Raw genomic sequence first — 23265 nt, 5'->3', positions numbered from 1 at the left:
TTGTCAGACCCCGCCAGTAGCGTCAGGTCCAACATGACGAAGCAACGGCAGACGACAAAAGGTGGACCCAAGATGGCACCCGCAGCACCCGACCGGGACAAGGCGCTCGAGCTGGCCCTGGCGCAGATCGACAAGCAGTTCGGCAAGGGCTCCGTGATGCGGCTCGGCGAAGAGGGCCGTGCCCCGATCGCCGTGATCCCGACCGGCGCGATCGCCCTGGACGTGGCGCTCGGCATCGGTGGCCTGCCGCGTGGCCGGGTCGTCGAGATCTACGGTCCGGAGTCGTCGGGTAAGACGACGGTGGCGCTGCACGCCGTGGCGAACGCGCAGAAGGCCGGCGGCATCGCGGCGTTCATCGACGCGGAGCACGCCCTCGACCCCGAGTACGCGAAGAAGCTGGGCGTCGACACCGACGCGCTGCTGGTGTCGCAGCCCGACACCGGTGAGCAGGCGCTCGAGATCGCGGACATGCTGGTCCGCTCCGGCGCGCTCGACATCCTGGTCATCGACTCGGTCGCCGCCCTCGTGCCGCGCGCCGAGATCGAGGGCGAGATGGGCGACAACCACGTCGGTCTGCAGGCCCGCCTGATGAGCCAGGCGCTGCGCAAGATCACGGGTGCGCTCAGCAACTCCAACACGACCGCGATCTTCATCAACCAGCTGCGCGAGAAGATCGGCGTGATGTTCGGCTCCCCGGAGACCACGACCGGTGGTAAGGCGCTGAAGTTCTACGCCTCCGTGCGTCTGGACGTCCGCCGCATCGAGACCCTGAAGGACGGCGGCGAGCCCGTCGGCAACCGCACCAGGGTCAAGGTCGTGAAGAACAAGGTCGCGCCGCCGTTCAAGCAGGCCGAGTTCGACATCCTCTACGGCAAGGGCATCAGCCGCGAGGGCTCGCTCATCGACATGGGCGTCGACCAGGGCATCCTGCGCAAGTCCGGCGCCTGGTACACCTACGAGGGCGACCAGCTGGGGCAGGGCAAGGAGAACGCCCGCAAGTTCCTGCTGGACAACCCGGACATCGCCAACGAGGTCGAGAAGCGCATCAAGGACAAGCTCGGCATCGGCGCCACCCTCGACGCCGACGAGACGGTTCCCGTCGCGCCGGTCGAGTTCTGAGGTCGTGAGGGTTGGACGAGGCTGAGGAGCAGCGCAAGGCGCGGGACATCTGCTACGCGCTGCTCACCGCTCGGGCCCGCTCCCGGCAGGAGCTGTACGACGCCCTGCTGCGCAAGGAGATCAGCCCCGGTGTCGCCGAGATCGTCCTCGGCAAGTTCGACCGCGCCGGCCTGATCGACGACGCGCAGTTCGCCGAGATGTGGGTGCGTTCCCGGCACACGTACAACGGCCTGGGCCGTCGTGCCCTGGCCATGGAACTGCGTCGCAAGGGCGTGGCGGACGAGGTGGTGGCTGAGGCCGTCGCCGCGGTCGACAGCGAGGCCGAGGAAGAGCGTGCCCGCGAACTGGTCCGCAAACGCCTGCGCACCATGTCCGGCGTGGACGAGACGGCGAAGATCCGCCGGCTCGTAGGTGCGTTGGCGCGCAAGGGTTACGCGGAAGGCCTCGCCTATCGCGTGGTGCGTGATGAGCTGCGCACCGCGGGGGCGGAGGCCTCGGCACTGGACGAGCCCTGGTCGTAGGCCAGGGCGGGTCCCCCTCGTGTCCGTTGGCGTGCCGTAACCGATCACGCCGCTGCGGTGGTTGGTGCCGAGTAGCCTGAAAAGCGTGAGCACTACTCCCGACGCGCCGTCCGCCGTGACCCCCACGGTCTCCGACCTGCTCTGCTTCGACCTCTACACGACGTCGCGAGCGGTCACCGGCTTCTACCGCCCGATCCTCGACAAGGCGGGCATCACCTACCCGCAGTTCCTGGTGATGCTGCTGCTGTGGGAGCGGGACTCGAGGCCGATCCGGGAGCTCGTGCAGGAACTGGACCTGGAGTACAGCACGCTCTCCCCGTTGATCAAGCGGTTGGAGAAGAGCGGCCTGCTGGTGCGCGTCACGCACCCCGACGACGAGCGTTCGGTGCTCGTCCAGCTCACGGACAAGGGCCGTGACCTGCGGTGGATCGGCGCCGAGATGTTCAACCAGCTCGGCAAGGCGCTCGGCATGACCCTCGAGGAGATCACCGTTCTCCGCAAGGCGCTGAACCGGGTCAGGCACGGCGCCGAGCGTCAGTGAGCTGAAACACATCGCGCGCGAGGTAACTCGTCGGGTAACTTACATCGTGCACGATCTAATCGAGCGCGATGCACCACCGCCACGGTGCCCGACGAGAGAGTGAGAGACCAATGCGAGTTCGCAAGGTGTTCGCGGTTCTGGGGACGCTGCTGGCGCTGGCCGCCGTTGTTCCGTCCGGCGCCGGTGCCGCGGAGGAGACCGAGAAGCAGGGCACCAAGAAGCCGACCGTCGTGCTCGTGCACGGCGCGTTCGCCGACGCGTCCAGCTGGAACGGTGTCGTGGAACGCCTGCAGCGCAAGGGATTCCCGGTCGTCGCGGTCGCGAACCCGCTCAGGTCCGTCACCGGTGACGCGAACTACCTGCGCAAGGTGCTCGCCTCGATCGACGGCCCGATCGTCCTCGCCGGACACTCCTACGGCGGCATGGTCCAGTCGCAGGCCGCGCTCGGCAACCCGAACGTGAAGTCGCTCGTCTACGTCGCGGCGTTCGCACCGGAGAAGGGCGAGAGCGCCCTCGAACTGTCGAACAAGTTCCCGGGCAGCACCCTCGGCGACACGCTGTCGGCCATCGACATCGGTGACGGCAGCAAGGACCTGACGATCCAGCAGGACAAGTACTGGCAGCAGTTCGCGGCCGACGTGTCCCGCAAGGACGCGACGCTGGCGGCGGCGACGCAGCGGCCGATCAACGACACCGCGCTGACCGAGAAGGCCGGCGACCCCGCGTGGCACACCATCCCGTCGTACTTCGTGGTGGCGGGCAAGGACAAGAACATCCCGATCGCCGCGCAGAAGTGGATGGCCGAGCGCGCTCACGCCCGCGCGGTCGTCGAGGTCCGGGGCGCCTCGCACTCGGTGGCGGTGTCGCAGCCGGACACCGTGGCCGACCTGATCGCACGCGCCGCGAAGTAGTGCCGAACGCGGTAGTTCGAAAGACGGAGAAGCCGGGACGCGGGCAGGGGCGTCCCGGCTTCTCCGTCTTTCCTCAGGGCTTCGCGACCGTGCAGCCGGGCAGCGCCAGGTTCAGCGTCGTGCCGGGGCCGAAACAGGAAACGAAGTCGAAGGTCTGCTGGCCGTAGTTGATGCCCTTGCGGACGGTGATCTGCCCGCCGGCGTCGACCTCGCACGGGTTGTTCATCGTGCAGCGGCCACCGCTCTCGTTGCCGGTGTTGTTGACGCCGACGACCTTGCCGCTCGCGTTGTCGATGATCGGCGAACCCGAGGTGCCACCGATGGTGTTGCACGACGACGTGTAGCGCAGCGAGTCACGCCAGGTCCAGTCGGCTTCCCTGATCTGGTGGACGAAGCCGTCGATCTGGCAGGAGTAGATCCGCTTCCAGTAACCGGAGACGACCCGGATGTCCGTCTTCGCCACGGGATGCGAGGCCGACAGCTCCAGCGCGCGGCTGCCGTACTGCTGCTGGATCTGCCCGTAGGTCGTGTTGAGCTGGTAGAGCGCCGCGTCCGTGCCGGTCATCGTCGCGTAGACGAGCTTGGTGCCCGTCAGGGTCGCGATCTTCGACCCGGCTCCGTTGAGCAGGCTGAAGCTGCGCGACACCGTCCGGCCGACGATCACCTGACCGGGTTTCATGAGTTCGACGCAGTGCCCGTTCGTGAGAACGAGCGCCTTGTCCGCGGGGCCTGAGTCCGGCAGGCGGACCAATGAGCCGGAGCAGTTGTTGAGCGCCACGATGCCGGTGAAGTCGACGGCGGCCTGTGCGGGGGCCGTCATCACTCCGAGTGCGGCGATCGTCGCGAGCAGGGTTCCGACGAGTCGTCGTGCCATGTGCAGGGTTCCTTTCGGGATGGCATCCAGCACCAAGCCTGTACGGATCGTAGCCGTCCCGCTACCAACGGAAGTCGGTCGACTAGCCGTCGGCAACTCGATCGAGTGACACTGCGGTGATCGGGCTAACGGGTAAAGCGGACCAATCGACGTCGTGGTCACACACCGCAACCGCCAGGAGCCGTGATGACCTATCCGACGCCCGCCTACGCCCCGCCTCCTGCCGCACCGCCGAAGCCCACGAGATTCGGTGCGCTCGCCTGGACCGCGGTGATCCTCGGGATCGTCGGCATCGTCAGCTCGTGGGTCATCTTCTTCAACAACCTCACCGCGGTCGCCGCGTTCGTCGGGATCGTGCTCGGCGTCATCGCGTTGTTCGGCACCCGCAAGGTGCTCGCGGCGGTCGGTGTCGTCCTCTGCGTCCTGGCGATCGTGCTGACCGTGGTGGCGCAGCAGGCCGCGGTCAAGGAGCTCGACAAGATCTTCAACGGTGAGGTCAACCAGGGCCAGGTCGGCGCGCCTGGTGAGACCGCTCGTCAGGACGCGATCGCCGAGAACCCCACCTGGGGCAAGCGGTACTCGTGGGCGAACGGCCTCTCCGTCGACGTCGCCGCGCCGGTCGCGTGCACACCCGGCCAGTACGCGTCGCCTTCGAACATCGCCCGCGCGGTGAAGTTCGAGATCACCATCACCAACGGGACGAGCGCCGCGTTCGAGACCGCGCTGATGTCGGTCGGCACCGACGCGCAGTTCAACGGGCAGAAGGCCGACATGGTGTTCGACAGCAGCGGCGGCTGCGACAGCACGTTCGACTCGGCGACCGTGCTGCCGGGCAAGACCTACACCTTCCACGTCGCGTACTCGGTCGGCGCGCAGCCCGGTGAGATGCAGCTCGTGTTCGAGCCGACCTTCAACGCCGACAAGGCGGCGTTCGTCGGCCAGGTGTAAACCGTTCGCTCGCGGGCGGGCGAACGGGATACAAATCGGGGCATGTTGCGCAAGTACCCGCGAACGCCCCACCTCGAGGGCTCGCGCCTGCAACCGGGCGACGAGGACCTCGACCAGGTGCCGTTCCGCGCGATCGCGGGGCGGCACCTCGTCGTCGAGGAGAAGCTCGACGGTGCCAACGCGGGCATCAGCTTCGACTCCGGCGGTGTGCTGAAACTCCAGTCACGCGGCCATTTCCTGATGGGCGGGCCGCGGGAATGGCAGTTCGCGCCGTTGAAGGCGTGGGCCGCGACGCACCAGGGCGTGCTGTGGGAGAGGCTCGGCACGCGGTACGTGCTCTACGGGGAATGGTTGTACGCCAAGCACACCGTGTTCTACGACGCGCTGCCGCACCACTTCTGCGAGTTCGACCTGCTCGACCGCACTTCCGGGGAGTTCCTGTCCACACCGGAACGTCGCCGCGTGCTCGCGGACACGCCGGTGGTGTCCGTGCCGGTGCTGCACGAGGGGCCGTTGCGTCGGTTGAAGGACCTGACCGCGTTGATCGGCCCGTCGCTGTGCCGCACTCCGGGGTGGCGTGCCGCGCTGGTGGAGGCGGCACGGGCGGCGGGGCAGGACCCGGAAGTCGTTGTCGCGGAGACGGATTCGGACGATGACATGGAAGGCCTCTACATCAAGGTGGAGGAGGACGGACGCACGGTCGAGCGCTACAAGTGGGTGCGGCCGACGTTCGTCACCGCCGTGCTGGACTCGGGCAGCCACTGGCAGGACCGCCCGATCCTGCCGAACCGGGTGGTGGCCCGTGTTTGAGCAACTCTGTCCCGCCGGTCCGCAATGGACTCTCGACTGGGACGCCGTGCGCTCGGCGTTCCCGTGGGTGCGTGCTCTCGAAGGCGTGCCGCAGGACCCGGTGCACCACGCCGAAGGCGACGTCGCCACGCACACCCGGATGGCCTGCGAGGCCCTGGTGTCGCTGCCCGAATGGCGAGCGCGTCCTTTGGCGGATCGCGTGCGGTTGTTCGCCACGGTGCTGCTGCACGACGCCGCCAAGCCGTTCCGCACGCAGATCGCGGACGGCCGGGTCACCGCGCACGGCCACTCGCGCGCCGGAGATCTGCTGGCACGCAAGCTGCTGTGGGAGATGGGACGCCCGATCGCCTGGCGCGAGCACGTCGCCGCGCTGGTGCGCCACCACCAGGTGCCGTTCTGGGCACTGGAACGCCCCGACCTCGACCGGATCGCGTTCCGGGTGAGCCTGCTCGCGCGCAACGACGACCTCGCGACGCTCGCCCGCGCCGACATCCTCGGCCGGATCTGCGGCGACGCCGGCTCGGTGCTGGACAACATCGCACTGTTCGAGGAGTACTGCCGCGAACGCGACTGCCTCGACCGGCCGCGCGCCTTCCCGTCCGACCACGCCCGCTTCCAGTACTTCCGCACGCCCGGCCGCGACCCGGACTACGCCGCCTACGACGACACGCGCGTCGAGGTGACCGTGCTGTCCGGCCTGCCAGGCGTCGGCAAGGACCACTGGATCGCCCAGCACCGGCCGGGCTGGCGTGTGGTGAGCCTCGACGCGGTGCGCTCCCGGCTCGGAATCGCGCCCGACGGCGACCAGCGGACAGTGGCCGCCGCCGCGTTCGAGGAGGCTCGCGTGCTGTTGCGCGCGGGGGAGCGGTTCGTCTGGAACGCGACCAACATCTCCCAGCAACTGCGCGAGCGCTGCATCGGACTCGCCGCCGACTACCACGCCCGGATCACCCTGGTCGGGCTCGAAGCGCCGAAGAACGTGATCCACGCGCGCAACCGCGCACGCCCGGAACCGGTGCCGGCCGCCGTGATCGACCGGCTCGCCGGCAAGTGGGAGGCGGTCGACCCCACCGAGGCGCACACCGTCGAACGGGTGGACACGGCACAGCCCTCGACGCGTGAGTAAGCCGCAGGCAGCTCTCCAAGATCCATATATCGGTTCGCCCAGGTCCGGCGCTGGGCGGCCCGTTGGCCTTTCACCCTGATTATGTCAACCCGTCACCCCTGCTGACCTGCCCCTTAGCAACGAGTCTTTGGACTTCGTCGTCAAAAGACTCGTTGCAAAGGGGGTAGATGAGGTGCGCCCGGCGGGCTGCGGAGGCCCGCCGGGCGCTGATACATCGGGTGGCGAGGGCGACAGCCGATATATCGGTGGGCAAGCGGTCAGCGGCGGTGTTCGCCGTGGTGGCCGATGGCTCGGACGAGCCAGAGGGTGCCGGCCGCGGCGACGACGAGGACGGCGATGCCGGTGAGGAAGCCGACGCTCGTGGACGAGTCGTCGGGCTGGGGTGGCGGGCTGCTGTTGGACTTCTGCTGGGCGATGGGCGGGACGTTCGTCATCTGCAGTGAGTTCGCCTTCACCAGGCCGGTGCCCTCCAGCAGGAGCATGTGTTTGAGCAGGAGGGTCAGGGCGGTCTGCGCGGCGATGCGCGCGGGGACGCTCTTGGTCGTCGCGCGGGCGTGGGCGACCTGGGTGATGAGCGAGCCGTCGGCGGCGCGGGACAGGTTCGCGTACATGCGGTCGAGTTCGTCGCCCGAGCTGGACGAGATGGCGTTCGCCCACGACTTCTGTTCCGTCGTCGGTTCGACGGGGAGGTCCACGCCGATCTGCCGCGCGGACTCGGTGACCGCCTGGGCGAGCTGGGTGTGCTCGGAGGCGAGCTGGCCCGCGACCTTGCGGACCTTCGCGTCGCGGGCGCGGTCGGAGCTCTCGCGGCTCACCGGTTTCTGCCAAAGCGAATGCTGGGTGAGCATCACGAGCAATTCCCGGTCCGACGGTTCCACGTTCTGGCCGATGACGCGGACCGCGTTCACCTGAGCCTTGGCCGTCACCAATTCGAGCGCCGACGGGTCGACCCTGCCGGTGTTCTCCAGGACCGTCATTGTACGAATCAGCATTTGCACCGTCTGGTGGGCGAGCGTGCGAATTGTGGTGTTCTGCGTTGTTGCCCGCGTTTGCACGGCCATGACGAGAAGGCCGCCCTGCGTCTGCCGGACGATCGTCGCGTAGGCGCGGTCGTGGTTGTCCCCGGTGCGTTGCGCCATCTCGTCGATGAGCGCCTGGTGCTCACTGCTGACGTCGTTCGGCAGGACGACGCCGAGTCCTTCGGCGGATTTCAGGAGATCGATGTCCAGTCGTGAATGCCCTTCGAAGATGTCCCGCCCGGCGTTGCTTATCCCCGAATTCGTGGTGCGTGCCGGAGCTTCTTTGCTCACCGGTATCAACCAAGAGTTTGCTTGGCGCAGAGATACCATGAATGAGCGGTCCGATGGCTGTACTTCTGTCGATTGCGCATTTGCCGGGACGGCTCCGATGAAAGCCCCCAGAAATACGACAGACAGGATGGTAAACAGCGCTGCGTGCTGTCCCAGCGTGCCCAACCGGTGACGCATAGTGCCCGTTCCCTCCCGCGATCGAGCTGCCTTCAAAGGTGATACGCGCAGGTGGGGTCCAAGTTCACGACACATGCGCAGATGTCGATGTGACGTGCATCACACCACTAATTGCGAACCATTCGGACTGAATTTACGTACCCGAGAGGATTTCGCGTTCACGATGTAGGATCCGGTGGATTCCATGCTCGGCCACCGAGTCGCTAGGTCTGCCGCCCGAAGCGAACCCGTCGCCGATATCTGGGGAGGTCGTCAGCTTCATGGGTGATCAGGGCAAGGTCGCACAAGCCCACCAGGACGAAGAATTGCTCACGCTGCTCTACGGACAGTTTCAGCGGATGCTGTTCTCGCAGGTCCTGTGCCTGACCAACTACGACCGCCAGTGGACGGAAGATGTTGTTCAGGAGACGTTGATCAGGGCTTGGCAGAACTCCGCACATCTCGTTCGTGAACCGGGGATGTTGCGCGGTTGGCTTTGTACTGTGGCTCGTCGCATTGTGATCGACGGATGGCGAAGCCGACAGGCGCGCCCGCAGGAAGTGGAATTGTTGCGTCCGGACATCGCCGAATCTCCGGACGACACCGAACAGACACTTTCGGTGATGGTCATTACCGATGTAGTACGCCAATTGAGTGAAGAACATCGTTCAGCCATCTACGAAACGTATGTCATGGGGCGAACGGTGAAGGAGGCCGCGATCGTTCTGGGAGTCCCGGAAGGAACCGTCAAGTCCCGGTTGTACAAGGCGATGCACACGATCCGCCGGGCGCTGCAGGACAGGAGCTAGTGATGGTGACCCGTCAACCACATCACGAGCACGTGGGAGCAGGAGCAGGACAAGACCAAGACGACGAAAACCGCACGAGCCCGGAAGGGCCGTGCGGTGATGTCGCGGCGTACGCGTTGGGCGTGCTCGACCCGGCGGAGCACGTGAAGTTCTCCCGGCACCTAGCCGGGTGCGAAGACTGCCGGCGCGACGTGGCCGACTTCGGCATGTTCGCGCCGGCGCTGCGGCCGGTGCTGCGGGAGTGTCCACCCGGCGGGCGCCAGCCGTGCCCCATCGCCCGCAGCATCCTGCTGGTGGCGGCGGGCGTCGTGGTGGCCATCGCCGCGGTGCTGTCCGTCGTGGAGTCGCTGTCCTCGCAGGCCGAGAACCCGATCGAGGTCAGCAGTCTCATTCGCGCGCAGTCCGCGCACGCCGAGCCGTTTGGGCTGCTCGGTCGCGTGTAACTCTCGCGGTGGCACGGTCAGGGGAGCAGCGAACAGGCAGGCGAGGCGGAGCCATCCGCGCATCAGCCTGGCCAAGATCATCGCTCGCTCCCACTCACAACTGCGAACAGCTCACAGTTCCGCTAGCCGTTACCTGTGGGTAAGTTTGCCCGACGACGAAGCGCAGGTCTTTACGGTCGCCACCGAAGGAACCACCGAAACCTTCGACCTGCGGTCCTCTCGGTACCGAAGGCAGGGGTAGACAGAGGTGACATCTCCACTACTCGGCCGGGACGCGGAACTCGCGACTCTCGGACGCTTGCTGGACGACGCTGTTCGGGGAACGGGCTCGTGCGTGGTCGTCACCGGCGGGTTCGGCATCGGCAAGACCGCGGTGCTCGACGCCATCGCCGCCGAGGCCCGCGGCCGCGGGTTCACCGTCCGCCTGGCCAAGAGCGCCCGCCTGGAGAGCCATCTCCCCGGTGCGGTGGTGCGCCAGCTCGCGCCGTGCCTCGCCAACGAGCACGACCTGGAAGAGCTGTACGCGCGCGCCGCGAACTCCGCGCGCAAGGCGCCGATCCTCATGGTCATCGACGACGTCCACGTCGCCGACACCTTCTCCAAGCGCGCACTCGCGTACCTGCGCCCACGGCTGCAGCACATGCCGGTCGTCATCGCGCTGGGCGCGTCCCAGGGAAACCTCGCCATCGACGAGGTCACGCTGCCCGAGATCGCCGGCGCCCACCCGCACCGGATCGACCTCGTCGGGCTCGACGTCGCGGCCATCGCAAGCCTCACCGAAGCCCTCCCCGGCCGGGACCCGCAACGCTGCCACGAGCTCACCGGCGGCAACCCCTACCTGCTCCAAGCCCTGCTCCGTGAGGAAGGCGAGGGTTCGGCGGCGGTCGGTGAGATGATCGGCATGCGGCTGCGCGAGTACACCGGAGCCGCCGAGGTCGCCCGGTCCGCGGCCGTTCTGGACGGTGACGCGGGCCTCGAACTGCTGTCCGCGCTCACCGGCTTCGACGCGCTGCCCGCCGTCGACATGCTCGTCCGGCTCGGCGTGCTCGCCGACACCGACCCGCTGACGTTCCGGTATCCGTTCGTGCGCAACAGCATCCTCGCCGACATGCCGATCGCGGTCCGCTCCGCCGCGCACGCCCGCGCGGCGTGGCTGCTGTTCGAGTCGGACGCCCCGGACGGGCGCGTCGCCGAGCACGTGCTGAAGGCCAGATCCGTCCGCTTGCCGTGGTCCGTTGACCTGCTGCGCGAGGTCGGCGGCGTCGAGCACCTGGAACGAGCGCTCGAGGAGCACCTGTCCGACGAGGACCGCCTGGCGATCGAGGTCGAGCTCGGCCACACGGAACACCTGCTGGACAACGCACTGGGCCGTGACCGCGTCCGGGACGCCCTGATGCGATGCGAGGACCCGCACCTCGCCGCCAACGTCACGCTGGCGTTGAACCAGAGCATGTGCACGGGTTCGGACGCGCACTTCGCCGTCTCGCTCGCGATCATGGCCGTCGCGCGGCTGCTGCCGGAGGACCGCGACCTGGTCTGGAACCTCGTCTGCACCACCTATCTCCTGGCCGCCAACCGCGAGGCGCGCATGGCCAACTGCGCGGGCAAGTACTTCGAGGACCTCGTCGGCGACGTCCCGCAGGACCCGAACCTCAAGCGCGCCCGGTCGGCGCTGCTCGCGGTCGGCAACGCCCGCAGCGGCGACTCCTACCCCGAAGCCGTCGAGTACGCGCTGGAAGCACTCGACGGTGAGTGGGTCGACGTCTTCGGCGAGCCCTACATCTTCACGTTCCTGGTGCCGGTGCTCGGCGACGATCCTGAGCACATCAACAAGTTCTGGCTCTCGCACAGCACCGCGCCGGTCTCGCACGACCCGCACCTGCGCCGCGGAATGCTCAGCATGATCGCCCGCGCCGCGGCCTTCCACAACAGCGGCGACCTGGCCCGCGCGTACACGTTCCTGACGCCGCCGGTCTCGACCGGCAACATGGACTGCCCGGCCGTCGTGCTCGCGACCGCGAAGCTGGCCGAGGTCTGCATCGAGATGGGGCAGTTCGACGAGGCCGCCCCGCTCGTCGCCGAGGACGGCGATCTGTTGCAGCACATCAACATCGTCTACGCCCGCGGCCGGCTCAAGCTCGCGTCCTGCCACGCGGAGGGCGGGTTGGAGGACCTGCTGGAGGCGGGCCGGCGACTCGCCACCCGTGAGATGCCCAACCCCGCGCTGATCCCGTGGCGTCACCACGCCGTGCGCGCGTATCTGGCACTGGGCAACCGGGACGACGCCGCCCGGCTCGCGCACGAGGAACTCGACCTGGCCAAGCGGTGGGGTTCCCCGAGGGTGATCGGGACCGCGATGATGAGCGTCGGCATCAGCACCGACGACATCGACGTTCTCGTTGAGGCAGAACAGATTCTCGGCTCGTCACCGCACCGGCTGCTGCACGCCCAGTCGTCCTACTGGCTCGGCCACCACCTGCGCCGCAAGGGCCGCACCGAGGCCGCGGCCCCGCACCTGCGCAAGGCGTTCGAACTGGCCCGTCACCTGAGCGCGCACCCGCTGGCCAAGCTCGCGGGCGACGAGGTCCGTGACGAGGACGACCAGGTGCAGGGCCTGACCAAGCAGGAGAACCGGGTCGCGCGGATGGCGGCGCAGGGCCTGACGAACCGGCAGATCGCCGAAGCCCTGCACCTCACCCGCCGCACCGTCGAACTGCACCTGTCGAGCGCCTACCGCAAACTCGGCATCACGGGACGAGCTGAGCTCGTCGCCGCCTTGTGGTCCTGACCGCGATCAGCAGACCCGCCAGCAACGCCATCACGATCACCGTGACGACCGACGACAGCACCAGGAACTCGTCGAGCTTGCCGCCCGTGAGGTAGGCGCCGAGCGCGATCGCGACGACCGCGCACACGGCTCGGTCCATGATGGACTCCATCGACAGAAGCGTCGCGCGGTAACGGGAGTCCGGGATCGCGTCGTTGAGCAGCTTCTTCTGGATGGGGAAGCTCATGCCCGCCGTCACGGAGAACAGGCACAGCAACACGATCGTCACGACACCGCCGGACGGCACGATGAAGCCGATCGCCAGCGCCATCACGATCGTCAGGAGGAACACCGATCTGGCCGGCCCGATCCTGCGCGACAGCCAGTGCGGGCGGGCGGCCGCGATCGCCTCGAAGATCGTCATCGCGGCGAGCACCGAGCCGTACCAGGTGACCGAGACTTCCTTGGAGTCCAGCACCGGCTGGAACAGGTTCACCTGCAGGATCCGCACCAGCGTGAACATCGCGATGCCCTGCACCATCAGCAAGAGCAGCCAGCGCGACGTCTTGAGCGCGCCGAACGCGCCGCCGACGCCCGCGAGCAGCTTCGCCGTCTTGCCCTCCGGCCGTTGCCAGCCGGGAATCGGTGGGAGCCTGAGCGCCAGCACGACGGCGATCGCGGCGTTGATCGCGGTGAGCCAGTACGGCGACGGCATGTTCCACTGCATCAGCAGGCCGATCACCGGCCAGTACACGATCTTGCCGATCAGGCTGTACGACCGCCCGACGCCCTCGACCTTCAGGTAGAGGTGCCCGGCGTCGTGCGCGTGGAGGTACTCGTAGAGGTACGCGCTCTGGGCGCCGGAGATCAACGACCTCGCCAGCGCGATCAGCAGGAAGTGGACCAGGAACCCGGTGTAGTTGCCGGCGAGCACCGGCACCAGGTTCGCGACGACCAGCACGCTCGCCCCGAGCCACAGCGACGTGCGGTAGTCGAAGCGGTCCGCGACCATGCCGGTCGGGATCTCCAGCAGGCAGAACGCGATGTAGTAGATCGACTGGATGCCGAAGATCTCGGCGTCGCTCAGGCCGAGCTGCTTCTGGTACTCGTAGAAGACCGGGATCCACAGCAGCAGCCCGAAGAAGAACTGGAAGCCGTACGTCAGGCGGACGGCACGCGCCACATCCGGAGTCGCCGGTACGCGAAGACCCAGCATCAGATCGAGTACGGCCGCAGCTGCAGGACGTACAGGACGTCGTCGGTGGCGAGCCACTCGATGTCGACCGGCGAGTCGAACGTGTAGTCCGGCGAGAAGTGCGACTGCAGCAGCCGCCCGACGATCGCGAGCCGTTGCAGCTGCGCGTGGGCCTTGACGCCCAGGTCTTCCTTCGCGTCACCGAGGGAGACCGTGCGACCGCCACCCTCCACAGTGGAGTAGAGGTACTGCATCGGCTGCTTCGAGCCTTCGACGACGTCGGTGACGTTCGGCGAGACGTTGACGTAGACGTTGCGGAAGTCGTTGCGGTTCATCGGGTTCGTGGTGACCATGACCCCGCCGAAGTCAGCCCTGACCTGCTCCTGGACCACGACGCCCATGAAGCAGTCGTCCAGCGAGATGCCCGCCTGCTGCCTCAGCCTGACGCTGCGCGCGGACACCAGCGAGGCCCACACCTCCTTGACCGACTCCACGATCTTCTCGGCGCTGGTCACGTGGTTGTAGGACTCGTAGATGCCCGCGGCGGAGAACCCGGCGAGGTCTTCGGCGTTCGACGAGCTGCGCACCACGAAGGTCCGCACGCCCGCGAGGTTCTCGACCAACGCGGTGTCCAGTTCGGACAACAGGTAGTCCGGCACGCGGGTCTTGCGGATCAGCTGCTGCAGCTCGACGCACAACGGCTCGATCTCGCGGGCGTTGAGCTCCAGCGCCATCTTCAGCTTGCCGATGGCCTGCTGGATCTTCGGCGACGACTCCAGGAAGCCCTGGTGCATCGAGAACGGGAGGGCGACGCCGCGCGGGACCCGCACCCGTTCCGCGAGCAGCTGCTGGGCCGCACCGAGCAGGTCGTCGCTCTCGGTGTTGAGCAGCTTCGCCAGGTAGGGCATGAGGTTGTCGCGCGGCGGGCGCGGCACCGAGAAGAACCCGAGCAGGCGGCGCGGCGACTCGGACGCGAGTACGTGGTGCAGCTCGCCGAGGTTCGCGGCCTTCGTGCCGTAGCGATGGCTGTCGTTGTAGCGGATCTTGCCGAGCGCGAGGATCGGGTTGTAGGTGTGCTCGGGTTCGCCGAGCGTGACGCGCTGCGCGTACCAGGCAGGCCGCTGGCCGGCGTCCTGCGGCTCGTCGATCAGCCGCAGCCCGACCTCGGCGCCGCGCGGGGACACCTCGTACTCGACCCACTGGCCGTCGAGGTTCTCCCGATCGATCAGGTCGAACGCGCCGATCTGGATGGCGTTCGGGATGGACCAGCCGGTCGCGAGGACGTTCGTGTGCGACAGGGGCGTGGTGTGCCCCGCGTTGATGATGCCGGCGAGCCGCGGAATGTCGTCGGGAACGCGGTGCATCACCACGATGTCGAACCACTCCAGCGTGTTCTCGCGGTACTCCTGCTCGCTGCGGAATGCGCGCAACCGGCCCTTCGTGACACCGGGGTTCAACGCGACGAACTCGGCCGTCGAGAACAATTCGTGCGCCAGGATCCGTGGAAGCCTTTCCACGGGCAGTTCCGCCACCTCCTGTTCCTGGAGATGGTTCGCAGGCTTGAAGAACAACGGCACGGCGGCGTCGACGTTCTTACGCACCTCGGCGTAGAAGAACTCGATCATGTCCGCCGACATGGTGTCGACCTCGACCGTCTCCAGCGAGAACATCCGCCGGTCCTCGCGCTTGTGCAGCGACAGGATGCCGAGGAAGAACCGCCGGTCAGAGGCGTGGTAGAAGCTCTGGTTGAACTCGTCGATCCGCGCCCGCATCTCGCTCTCGGCGATGCCCAGGATCTCGGTGCCGATGTAGAGCGCGTGGAACTCGTGACGCGCGTTGTTCAGGAAGTGGATCGTCCCGTTGTGCCGGTCGACCACCACCTTGACGAATGAATAACCACCCAGACTGCCGGACAGCTGGTTGAATGCCGACATAGTCAGCTGTTCTCCGACCAACCCCGCTACGTCGGCTTCCTGGACAGCCACACCTGCTCCTCTCGTGCGTCATTGCAACGAGCAAGTGTGACACCCAGGAGTTTGGGGTTATTCCAGTGGAAATCTCATTTGGCGGCCGTTCGGTTCACTTTCTCTCAAGCCCCCGTCAATTCGAGACCGGCGTCACCTCCCGTTGGGTGAAGAATCCAACGTGGTGGGACGCCGGTCTCGTGATGTGAGCCGAACTTCCGGTCCGTGATCTGGGTTACCCCAGCTGGACGGACTCCCTGGCGAGGGTTTCGATCCGCTCCCAGTCGCCCTGCACGAGGGCGTCCTTCGGGGCCAGCCACGAGCCGCCGACGCAGCCGACGTTGGCCAGCGCGAGGTAGCTCGGCGCGCTTTGCGGCGTGATGCCGCCCGTCGGGCAGAACCGCACGTGCGGGACCGGGCCGCCGATCGACTTCAGGTAGTCGACGCCACCCGCCGCCTCGGCGGGGAAGAACTTCAGCGCGGTCAGCCCGCGCTCGGCCAGCCGCAGCACCTCGGACACCGTCGCCGCGCCCGGCAGGTAGGGCAGCCCGGTCGCGTCGGCGGCGTCGAGCACCCGGTCGGTCGTGCCGGGGGTGACGAGGAACGCCGCCCCGGCCTTCGCGGCCTGCTCCGCGTGCTCCGGCGCGGTGACGGTGCCCGCGCCGATCACGATCTCCGGCACCTCGCGCGCGACGTTCTCGATCGCGGCGAGCGCGGCAGGGGTGCGCAGCGTGAGCTCGATGACGCGGACGCCACCGCGCAGCAGCGCCTGGGCGAGCGGCACGGCGTGGTCGGCGTCGTCGACCACGACGACGGGGATGACGGGGGACAGCGCGAGCAGGTCTGCCCCGGTGGTCACCCGAAGATTGTCACCGTTGGTCACGAGTGCACTCCTTGCCAGATCTCTTGGCCAGATCTCTTGATCGAAAACCGATATGTCGCAGGCCGACCTGGTGCTCGTCTCTGCCCACCCGGATGCAAAAAACGTTTGCGGACGAAGTCAAAAGACTCATTGCAAAGGCGGGTGGGCAGGGGGCGGCGAGGCTGGTCGGTCGGCTGTGGTCGTGCTGGGTGGTCGTACTGGGTGGTCGTGCTGGACCGCCCCTTTGCAATGGGTCTTTTGCGGACGAAGTCCAAAGACTCGTTGCTAAGGGGCAGGTCAGCGGTGGTGCCGGAGCCAATATATTGGTGGTGCGGGTGTCGGGGACAGCGGGCTAGTGGTGGGTGACCGGGGCGAAGTGGTCGGCGGTGATGGGGCCGAACACCGTCGCGCCGCGGTCGGCGGGTCCGACGCTACGGCGTAGCGCGGCGAACAGTTCGCGGCCCGTGCCCATCCACTCGCGGCTCGTCGGCGGGAAGTCCACCAGGGGGCGTGTCGCCAGTTCCTCCGCGGGCACCTGGATCTCCAGGGTTCCGGCGGTGGCGTCCAGCCGTACGACGTCGCCGTCGCGGACCCGGCCGAGCGGGCCGCCGACAGCGGCTTCCGGGGTCAGCTGGATGGCGGCCGGGATCTTGCCCGAGGCGCCGGACATGCGGCCGTCGGTCACCAGGGCGACCTTGTGGCCGCGGTCCATCAGCACGCCGAGTGGTGGCGTCAGCTTGTGGAGTTCGGGCATGCCGTTGGCCTGGGGGCCCTGCTGGCGGACGACGACGACCACGTCGCGGTCGAGTTCGCCCGCCTTGAAGGCCTCCTGGAACGCCTCCTGGGTGGTGAAGACGCGGGCGGGGGCCTCGACGACGTGGTTCTCCGTCGCCACGGCCGAGACCTTGATGACCGCGCGGCCGAGGTTGCCGGTGAGCATGCGCAGGCCGCCGTCGGAGGCGAACGGGTCCGTGGCCGGGCGCAGGACCTCGAGGTCCAGGGAACGGCCGGGGCCGTCGACCCAGATCAGTTCGCCGTCGGCCAGCATCGGCTCCTGGCGGTAGCGGTTCAGGCCGTGGCCCGCGACGGTGTTGACGTCGGCGTGCAGCAGGCCGGCGTCGAGCAGGGTGCCGACGACGAACTGGACGCCGCCCGCCGCCTGGAAGTGGTTGATGTCGGCGCTGCCGTTCGGGTAGACCCGCGCGATCAGCGGCACGATCGCCGACAGGTCGTTCAGGTCGTCCCAGCTCAGGTCGATGCCCGCGGCGGCGGCGATGGCGACCAGGTGCATCGTGTGGTTCGTGGAGCCGCCGGTCGCCAGCAAAGCCACAACGCCGTTGACCACGGCCTTCTCGTCGACGATGTGCGCGATCGGGGTGTAGCCCTCGCCCTTGGCCATCTCGACGGCGCGGCGGCCGGCGTGCTCGGTCAGGGCGCGGCGCAGAGTTGTCCCCGGCGGGACGAACGAGGCGCCGGGCAGGTGCAGGCCCATGACCTCGACGACCATCTGGTTCGAGTTCGCGGTGCCGTAGAACGTGCAGGTGCCGGGGGAGTGGTACGAGGCGGCCTCGGCCTCCAGCAGGTCGTCGCGCGAGGCCTTGCCCTCCGCGTAGAGCTGCCGGACGCGCGCCTTCTCCTTGTTCGACAGGCCGGACGACATCGGGCCCGCGGGCACCAGGATCGCCGGCAGGTGCCCGAACGACAGCGCGCCGATCAGCAGGCCCGGCACGATCTTGTCGCAGACGCCCAGCAGCACGGCGGCGTCGAACATCTCGTGCGACAGGGCCACGCCGGTCGACATGGCGATGACGTCGCGGCTGAACAGCGACAGCTCCATGCCGTCGCGGCCCTGGGTGATGCCGTCGCACATCGCGGGCACGCCGCCCGCGAACTGGGACACGCCGCCCACAGCGCGGACCGCGTCCTTGATCCAGGACGGGTACTCCTGGAACGGCTGGTGGGCCGACAGCATGTCGTTGTAGGAGGACACGATCGCGACGTTGGACTTGCGCAGCGCGCGCAGCGCCGCCTTGTCGCCGCCGGTGATTCCGGCGAAGCCGTGCGCCAGGTTGCTGCACGCGAAGCCGGACCGGGACGTTCCGTCCTGCGCGGCGGCGGCCACGCGTTCGAGGTACACGCGACGCGAATCGGCGCTTCGGGCGGCGATCCGGCGTGTCACCTCTGTCAGAACAGGATGCAGTTCGGTCATGGGGGTCTCCGGGTCATCACGGGCCGTGGTGGGGCCCTTACGAGACGACAACGGTGGCGTCCCACGGACGGGCGTGACGCCACACACAGTAAGTCATGGCTGGTCGCGGACACAAAAACGATTCAGTTGATGGGACCCGACCAGTTTTGAATCTTGGCGTGTGGTGCTTGTCACATGGCTTGAGATTGGGCAGAGTGCGGGGCACGACCTTGGAACGGAGGTGTCCCATGAACGCCACGGAGATCGTCGAGCTGCGCCGGGTCATCGGTCAGATGCGGCACGCCGTCAGCAACCTGCGCGCCAGGTATGGCGACGTGGCGGCTGTTCAACGCCTGGCCAACGACGTGGAACGCATGGACATCGACGCCACCGAACTCGTCGACCTGAGCACCCCGAGGCAGCGCGAAGCGCCTCAAGTGGAACGCGAGGTCGTGGTCGTGCCAGACACGCCCTACGACGAGTCGCTCTGGAAGGACGCAGACGACGAAGGACTCGGTGGCTACCGCAACCGGACCTGAGCCGAGCTGAACACGCGGCCCCCGCCTGACGCGGGGGCCGTAGTCGTTCCTCCACAACGACGTGGACCCCCAGAAAGGTGAGTAATGGCGAGGGCAGAGATCGCCGCCAGGACTCTGCGCACGGACCGATGGTGGTTGCCGCCGCTGACGACATTCGTCGGCTTGCTGCTCATCTCGATCTACGCGGCGTTCCGCACGTTCCAGGGGGACTACTACTGGGTCGACCAGTACCACTACCTCACACCGATGTACTCGCCGTGCCTCACCGAGGAGTGCGTCCCCGCGGCCTCGCACTTCGGTCAGTGGTTTCCGGCGCTGCCAGGCTTCCTGACCCCGCCGCTGCTGATCATCCCGTTCCTGCTGGGATTCCGGATCACCTGCTACTACTACCGCAAGGCCTACTACCGCGCGGCCTGGGCGTCACCGCCCGCGTGCGCCGTGGCCGAGCCGCACAGCAAGTACACCGGTGAGACCAGGTTCCCGCTCATCGCGCAGAACCTGCACCGCTACTTCTTCTACGCGGCCTCGCTCCTGCTGCTGGTGAACATCTACGACGCGGTCTCCGCGTTCAGCACCGGCGTGGGCCTCGGCAACCTCGTCCTGCTGGTCAACGTCGGCCTGCTGGGCGCGTACACGCTGTCGTGCCACTCGTGCCGCCACATCGCGGGCGGGCGGCTCAAGCACTTCTCCAAGCACCCGGTCCGGTACTGGATGTGGACGCAGATCTCGAAGCTGAACAACCGGCACATGCAACTCGCGTGGGCCTCGCTGATCTTCGTCTGCCTGACGGACCTGTACGTCGCGCTGGTCGCCTCGGGAACGATCTCCGACCTCCGCTTCATCAACTAAGGAGTGGTTTTGCCCGAGCTGGAAAGGCATTCGTTCGACGTTCTCGTGATCGGCGCGGGTGGTGCCGGTCTGCGAGCCGCGATCGAGGCCCGTGAGCACGGCCTGCGCACCGCCGTTCTCTGCAAGTCGTTGTTCGGCAAGGCCCACACCGTCATGGCCGAGGGCGGGATCGCCGCCGCCATGGGCAACGCGAACGAGAGCGACAACTGGCAGGTCCACTTCCGCGACACCATGCGCGGCGGCAAGTTCCTCAACAACTGGCGCATGGCCGAACTGCACGCACAGGAAGCGCCGCAACGGGTCTGGGAACTCGAGACGTACGGCGCGCTGTTCGACCGCACCAAGGACGGCCGGATCTCGCAACGCAACTTCGGCGGCCACGAGTACCCGCGGCTCGCGCACGTCGGCGACCGCACCGGCCTCGAACTGATCCGCACGCTGCAGCAGAAGATCGTGTCTTTGCAGCAGGAGGACTTCAAGGAGTTCGGCGACTACGAGGCACGCCTGCGGGTGTTCCAGGAGTTCACCGTCACCGACCTGGCCAAGGACGGTGACAAGGTCGCCGGCGCGTTCGGCTACTGGCGCGAGTCCGGCCGGTTCGTGCTGTTCGAGGCACCGGCGGTGATCCTCGCGACCGGCGGCATCGGCAAGTCGTTCAAGGTCACCTCGAACTCCTGGGAGTACACCGGCGACGGTCACGCGCTCGCGATGCGCGCGGGGGCCTCGCTGATCAACATGGAGTTCATCCAGTTCCACCCCACCGGGATGGTCTGGCCGCCGTCCGTCAAGGGCATCCTCGTCACCGAGTCCGTGCGCGGTGACGGTGGCGTGCTCAGGAACTCCGACGGCAAGCGCTTCATGTTCGACTACATCCCCGAGGTGTTCAAGGACAAGTACGCGGACAACGAGGACGAGGCCGACCGCTGGTACACCGACCAGGCGAACAACCGGCGCCCACCGGAACTGCTGCCGCGTGACGAGGTCGCCCGCGCGATCAACTCCGAGGTCAAAGCCGGGCGTGGGTCACCGCACGGCGGCGTCTTCCTCGACGTGTCCACACGCCTGCCCGCCGAGGAGATCCGGCGCAGGCTGCCGTCCATGCACCACCAGTTCAAGGAACTGGCCGATGTGGACATCACCGCGCAGCCCATGGAGGTCGGCCCGACCTGTCACTACGTGATGGGCGGCGTCGAGGTCGACCCGGACACCGGATCGTCCTCCGTGCCAGGGCTCTTCGCCGCCGGCGAGGTCTCCGGCGGCATGCACGGCTCGAACCGGCTCGGCGGCAACTCGCTGTCGGACCTGCTCGTGTTCGGGCGCAGGGCGGGTGCGGGCGCCTCGGAGTACGTGCGGGCGATGGCCGAACGTCCTGTGGTGTCGGAAGAACTCGTCACCGAGGCACGCGCCACGGCCCTCAAACCCTTCCAGCAGGAAGGCGGCGAGAACCCGTACACGCTGCACATGGAACTGCAGCAGTCGATGAACGACCTCGTCGGCATCATCCGCAAAGCCGGTGAGATGGAAGAGGCGTTGCAACGGCTGGAGAAGCTCAAGGAACGCGCGCAGGCGCTGACCGTCGAGGGACACCAGCAGTTCAACCCCGGCTGGCACCTCGCCCTCGACCTGCGCAACATGCTGCTGGTGTCGGAGTGCGTGGCGAAGGCGGCGTTGCTGCGCACCGAGTCCCGCGGCGGCCACACCCGCGACGACCATCCCGTGATGGACGCCGAGTGGCGCCGGAAACTGCTGGTGTGCAAGACGTCCGGTGACGGGGCCGAGGTGACGGAGAAACCGCAGATCCCGATCCGCAACGACCTGCTGGACCTGTTCGACCGCAGCGAGCTGGAGAAGTACCTCACCGCCGAGGAGTTGTCATGAGCTACCAGGGGAAGTTCCGGGTGTGGCGCGGTGACGACTCCGGCGGTGCGCTGGAGGACTTCACCGTCGAGGTCAACGAGGGTGAGGTCGTCCTCGACATCATCCACCGGCTGCAGGCCACGCAGACACCGGACCTCGCCGTCCGGTGGAACTGCAAGGCGGGCAAGTGCGGCTCGTGCTCGGCGGAGATCAACGGACGCCCGCGCCTGCTGTGCATGACCCGGATGTCGATCTTCGACGAGTCGGAGACGATCACGGTCACGCCGATGCGGACGTTCCCGATCATCCGCGACCTAGTGACCGACGTGTCCTTCAACTACACCAAGGCGCGCGAGGTCCCGTCGTTCGCGCCGCCGAAGGACCTGGCGCCGGGCGAGTACCGGATGCAGCAGGTCGACGTCGAGCGCTCGCAGGAGTTCCGCAAGTGCATCGAGTGCTTCCTGTGCCAGAACACCTGCCACGTGGTGCGTGACCACGAGGAGAACAAGGAGGCGTTCTCGGGGCCGCGGTTCCTCATGCGGGTCGCCGAACTGGAGATGCACCCGCTCGACACCGCGGACCGCGTCGACCAGGCACAGGACGACCACGGGCTCGGCCTGTGCAACATCACCAAGTGCTGCACCGAGGTGTGCCCCGAGCACATCCACATCACCGACAACGCGCTCATCCCCATGAAGGAGCGCGTCGCCGACCGCAAGTACGACCCGATCGTCTGGCTCGGCAACAAGCTGTTCAAGCGGTCTTAGCGACGGCCTGCGGTATGACCAGCCCGGACTCGTAGGCCATCACGACGGCCTGAGCCCGGCTGGTCAGCCGCAGCTTCGTCATCACGCGGTTGAGGTGCGTCTTCACCGTGCCCTCCGTGACCGTCAGCCTGGTCGCGATCGCCGTGTTCGTCAGCCCGGTGCCGACGAGCCGCAGCACCTCACGTTCGCGGTCCGTGAGCTCGTCCAGCCCGACCGAACTCCACGGCGAGACAGCCGAATCACCCCTCAGATACGCCGCCACGAGCCTGCGCATCACCGTGGGACCGAACTGCATCTCCCCGGACGCGACGGCGGTGATCGCGGCGATCAGCCTCGCCGGTTCGGACTCCTTGAGCACGAACCCGGCCGCGCCCAGCCGCAACGCCTCGTGGACGTACTCGTCCAGGTCGAAGGTGGTCAGCACCAGCACCCGCGCGGACGTCGCGGCACGGGTGAGCGCCGCCAGCCCCGGCAGGCGGATGTCCAGCAGGATCACGTCCGGCCTCGACGGCCCGGCCAGCGCGCAGGCGGTGGCGGCGTCGCCAGCCTCGCCGACGACGGTCAGACCGGGTGCGGCGTTCAGCAAGGCGACCAGGCCGGCACGGAACAACGGCTGGTCGTCGACTACGAGTACGCGCGTCACAATGCCCTCATTCTTGTGACGTCACCGCGGTAGATCCCCCACCAGGAGCGTACCGCGAAAGTTGAC

The 23265-nt window shown here is 67.6% G+C and carries 21 protein-coding genes; 14 read left to right on the top strand and 7 right to left on the bottom strand.

The window, feature by feature from the left end; all coding sequences use genetic code 11:
- Window positions 1-72 precede the first annotated feature (72 nt).
- From recA to ACH413_RS28880, 4 genes are all read left to right on the top strand, one after another.
- A complete protein-coding gene (recA, locus tag ACH413_RS28895; RefSeq protein ID WP_090073224.1) occupies window positions 73-1119 on the top strand; it encodes a recombinase RecA in 1047 nt (348 codons plus the stop codon).
- Between the two features lie 11 nt (window positions 1120-1130).
- A complete protein-coding gene (locus ACH413_RS28890; protein ID WP_360043199.1) occupies window positions 1131-1640 on the top strand; it encodes a regulatory protein RecX in 510 nt (169 codons plus the stop codon).
- Window positions 1641-1725: 85 nt separating this feature from the next.
- Complete coding sequence (locus ACH413_RS28885) at window positions 1726-2181, top strand: MarR family transcriptional regulator (RefSeq protein WP_360043202.1); 456 nt, start codon at window positions 1726-1728, stop codon at window positions 2179-2181.
- A 110-nt stretch (window positions 2182-2291) separates the two neighbouring features.
- Entirely contained in the window at window positions 2292-3092 is an 801-nt protein-coding gene (locus tag ACH413_RS28880; protein WP_360043205.1) for an alpha/beta hydrolase, read from the top strand.
- Between the two features lie 73 nt (window positions 3093-3165).
- Here ACH413_RS28880 and ACH413_RS28875 read toward each other — a convergent pair whose 3' ends face one another.
- The gene (locus tag ACH413_RS28875; protein ID WP_360043208.1) at window positions 3166-3966 is read right to left on the bottom strand and encodes a serine protease; all 801 of its coding nucleotides are present in this window, start codon (window positions 3964-3966) and stop codon (window positions 3166-3168) included.
- 186 nt (window positions 3967-4152) lie between these two features.
- On the opposite strand from ACH413_RS28875, the gene ACH413_RS28870 reads away from it, so the two are divergent.
- From ACH413_RS28870 to ACH413_RS28860, 3 genes are read left to right on the top strand one after another with little or no spacing between them, the layout of a single operon-like run.
- Entirely contained in the window at window positions 4153-4914 is a 762-nt protein-coding gene (locus tag ACH413_RS28870) for a hypothetical protein (RefSeq protein WP_360043211.1), read from the top strand.
- A gap of 42 nt (window positions 4915-4956) precedes the next feature.
- A complete protein-coding gene (locus tag ACH413_RS28865; RefSeq protein WP_360043214.1) occupies window positions 4957-5724 on the top strand; it encodes an RNA ligase family protein in 768 nt (255 codons plus the stop codon).
- Entirely contained in the window at window positions 5717-6850 is a 1134-nt protein-coding gene (locus tag ACH413_RS28860; protein WP_360043217.1) for an AAA family ATPase, read from the top strand. Before ACH413_RS28865 ends, ACH413_RS28860 begins: the two co-directional genes overlap by 8 nt.
- Before the next feature lie 257 nt (window positions 6851-7107).
- Here ACH413_RS28860 and ACH413_RS28855 read toward each other — a convergent pair whose 3' ends face one another.
- The gene (locus ACH413_RS28855) at window positions 7108-8337 is read right to left on the bottom strand and encodes a DUF4142 domain-containing protein (protein ID WP_396425347.1); all 1230 of its coding nucleotides are present in this window, start codon (window positions 8335-8337) and stop codon (window positions 7108-7110) included.
- Window positions 8338-8597: 260 nt separating this feature from the next.
- Between ACH413_RS28855 and ACH413_RS28850 the strand changes: the two genes are divergently transcribed.
- The 3 genes from ACH413_RS28850 (at window position 8598) to ACH413_RS28840 (ending at window position 12356) form a co-directional block, all read left to right on the top strand.
- On the top strand, window positions 8598-9125 hold the full coding sequence (locus ACH413_RS28850) for a sigma-70 family RNA polymerase sigma factor (protein ID WP_093599776.1): 528 nt from the start codon (window positions 8598-8600) through the stop codon (window positions 9123-9125).
- 2 nt (window positions 9126-9127) lie between these two features.
- Window positions 9128-9568 (top strand): zf-HC2 domain-containing protein, encoded by a 441-nt coding sequence (locus tag ACH413_RS28845; RefSeq protein WP_360043223.1) that lies wholly within the window; start codon window positions 9128-9130, stop codon window positions 9566-9568.
- A gap of 247 nt (window positions 9569-9815) precedes the next feature.
- A complete protein-coding gene (locus ACH413_RS28840) occupies window positions 9816-12356 on the top strand; it encodes a LuxR C-terminal-related transcriptional regulator (RefSeq protein ID WP_360043226.1) in 2541 nt (846 codons plus the stop codon).
- Here ACH413_RS28840 and ACH413_RS28835 read toward each other — a convergent pair.
- From ACH413_RS28835 to edd, 4 genes are all read right to left on the bottom strand, one after another.
- Window positions 12316-13551 (bottom strand): MFS transporter, encoded by a 1236-nt coding sequence (locus ACH413_RS28835; RefSeq protein WP_360043229.1) that lies wholly within the window; start codon window positions 13549-13551, stop codon window positions 12316-12318. The two genes, ACH413_RS28840 and ACH413_RS28835, sit on opposite strands and share 41 nt — an antisense overlap.
- Window positions 13551-15464 (bottom strand): PEP/pyruvate-binding domain-containing protein, encoded by a 1914-nt coding sequence (locus ACH413_RS28830; protein WP_360043232.1) that lies wholly within the window; start codon window positions 15462-15464, stop codon window positions 13551-13553. The genes ACH413_RS28835 and ACH413_RS28830 overlap by 1 nt, the downstream gene beginning before the upstream one ends.
- A 265-nt stretch (window positions 15465-15729) precedes the next feature.
- Window positions 15730-16353: a bifunctional 4-hydroxy-2-oxoglutarate aldolase/2-dehydro-3-deoxy-phosphogluconate aldolase gene (gene eda, locus ACH413_RS28825; RefSeq protein ID WP_360043564.1), complete on the bottom strand. Its 624-nt coding sequence runs from the start codon at window positions 16351-16353 to the stop codon at window positions 15730-15732.
- Window positions 16354-16708: 355 nt separating this feature from the next.
- The gene (gene edd, locus ACH413_RS28820) at window positions 16709-18565 is read right to left on the bottom strand and encodes a phosphogluconate dehydratase (protein WP_360043235.1); all 1857 of its coding nucleotides are present in this window, start codon (window positions 18563-18565) and stop codon (window positions 16709-16711) included.
- A gap of 227 nt (window positions 18566-18792) precedes the next feature.
- Here edd and ACH413_RS28815 point away from each other — a divergent pair, with 227 nt between their 5' ends.
- From ACH413_RS28815 to ACH413_RS28800, 4 genes are all read left to right on the top strand, one after another.
- Window positions 18793-19083, top strand: a complete 291-nt coding sequence (locus tag ACH413_RS28815) for a hypothetical protein (protein WP_360043238.1) — start codon at window positions 18793-18795, stop codon at window positions 19081-19083.
- Window positions 19084-19167: 84 nt separating this feature from the next.
- On the top strand, window positions 19168-19932 hold the full coding sequence (locus ACH413_RS28810; RefSeq protein WP_360043241.1) for a hypothetical protein: 765 nt from the start codon (window positions 19168-19170) through the stop codon (window positions 19930-19932).
- A gap of 9 nt (window positions 19933-19941) precedes the next feature.
- Window positions 19942-21810, top strand: coding sequence for a fumarate reductase/succinate dehydrogenase flavoprotein subunit (locus tag ACH413_RS28805; protein ID WP_360043243.1), 1869 nt, complete (start codon window positions 19942-19944; stop codon window positions 21808-21810).
- Entirely contained in the window at window positions 21807-22556 is a 750-nt protein-coding gene (locus tag ACH413_RS28800; protein WP_360043246.1) for a succinate dehydrogenase/fumarate reductase iron-sulfur subunit, read from the top strand. The genes ACH413_RS28805 and ACH413_RS28800 overlap by 4 nt, the downstream gene beginning before the upstream one ends.
- On the opposite strand, the gene ACH413_RS28795 is transcribed toward ACH413_RS28800, so the two are convergent.
- Window positions 22543-23199 carry a response regulator transcription factor gene (locus ACH413_RS28795; RefSeq protein ID WP_360043249.1) on the bottom strand — a complete coding sequence of 219 codons (657 nt, stop codon included), beginning with the start codon at window positions 23197-23199 and terminating at the stop codon, window positions 22543-22545. The two genes, ACH413_RS28800 and ACH413_RS28795, sit on opposite strands and share 14 nt — an antisense overlap.
- Window positions 23200-23265: the final 66 nt, after the last annotated feature.

Origin of the sequence: Lentzea sp. NPDC020367 (assembly GCF_044387305.1) — a bacterium.
In the GTDB taxonomy this organism is placed as follows: Bacteria; Actinomycetota; Actinomycetes; order Mycobacteriales; family Pseudonocardiaceae; genus Lentzea.
Note: the sequence above shows the minus strand (reverse complement) of the source record. Positions and strands in the feature narration are given on the sequence as shown.